Source organism: Parabacteroides sp. AM08-6 (assembly GCF_003473295.1).
Taxonomy (GTDB): Bacteria; Bacteroidota; Bacteroidia; order Bacteroidales; family Tannerellaceae; genus Parabacteroides.
This window is the reverse complement of record NZ_QRMP01000053.1, coordinates 6,397-7,609: the sequence shown is the minus strand read 5'-3', so window position 1 is coordinate 7,609 and position 1,213 is coordinate 6,397. Positions and strand designations below refer to the sequence as shown.

Sequence of the window (1,213 nt, the reverse complement as noted above, 5' to 3'; positions counted from 1 at the left end):
TATAATTGGCAAAACGACGGGTACAGTTTTTCAAGACGAAAAGTATAAAAAATAATTTGGCGTTTAAACACCACACAAAGGATGTTTAAACGCTTTCTATTTTGAATTTATACGTTTAGCTCAAATTTCACATTCTCATTCCCATCAAGTAGACTTCGAGTTCTATCGATGTTGTTTTCGTAAATATGTACATTGGCAAGATTAAGAGTTATAGACTTTAAAGGTAAATCTACCTGTCGTGACATCAAATATAAATGATAGATGTCTGCAGGTAATCCCAAATTGGCATCACTGCTACGCTGATAGGCAGACAAAACTAATTCGCCTTCATCTATCTGGAACTGTACAAGACTTAAACAAGGAGCCTGATTACTCTCTGCACCAGTTTCACCGAGGAACAACACATAGTTTTTACTGTTACGTTTCTCTTTATTGATGCGGGTTATCAGTGGGGGAAGTTTTTCAAAATATGTAGGGTAACTATTTACAAGAATAGACCCGCAATAGTCCCACCAGTTGATACCTGCTTCTCGATACTTTTCAACGTTTCGTTCTCCCCGCATAAATAGTTGTAGCTCATTTCGGAGCTTTCTACGGGCAATATTATGACCTTCAAAAATATCAAGAAGGTCTACAGGAGTCAAAAACAATTGTTCATTCAAAAGATATTTAATATGCCCTTTCTTATTGTTTTGTGTCTTACCTTTGGTAAGTATTTTGTCTAAAATCTTATAGTATTTGTTCATTATCTTTATATCTAAAAAAAACGTATCTTTGCATTACCACTCACGTATAAACCAAGACGCGCTACACCGCGGCAGAAGGTCTTTAGCCCTCGGCTGTGCGGTGTAGCGCATCTTGGTGTTAGTACGTGAGTGGTATTACTACTAACAAGTCGGGGGCTTTTTTACACCTGCCCCCATTTAGGTGCTAAAACAACTATCTAAGGTTTATTGTCTGTTTTACTATCCTTTTCGTAATATTCTTTAGAAAATTCAGCGTTAATGATCTTATCATACGTGGGCATGGTCGTGTCTGAAAACATACCGTTGCGGTCGATGAAATCAACACGTGCTTTTAAATATTCCAATTCAGCATCTGTAATGGCAAAATCCAACTCATGGTAAATATCCTCCGGATTTTTAAAGCCGACATTTATCTGTCCATTGTTCTCATTTTTAACTACTAACTTCTTTTGCTCCGAGTCTGAAAT

The 1,213-nt window shown here is 36.9% G+C and carries 1 protein-coding gene and 1 pseudogene; both read right to left on the bottom strand.

What is annotated here, in order from left to right; all coding sequences use genetic code 11:
• Positions 1-107 precede the first annotated feature (107 nt).
• Complete coding sequence (locus tag DW103_RS17505; RefSeq protein WP_122278515.1) at positions 108-746, bottom strand: thymidylate synthase; 639 nt, start codon at positions 744-746, stop codon at positions 108-110.
• 197 nt (positions 747-943) lie between these two features.
• Positions 944-1,213 (bottom strand): annotated as a pseudogene (locus DW103_RS18540) (hypothetical protein); the annotation flags it as partial.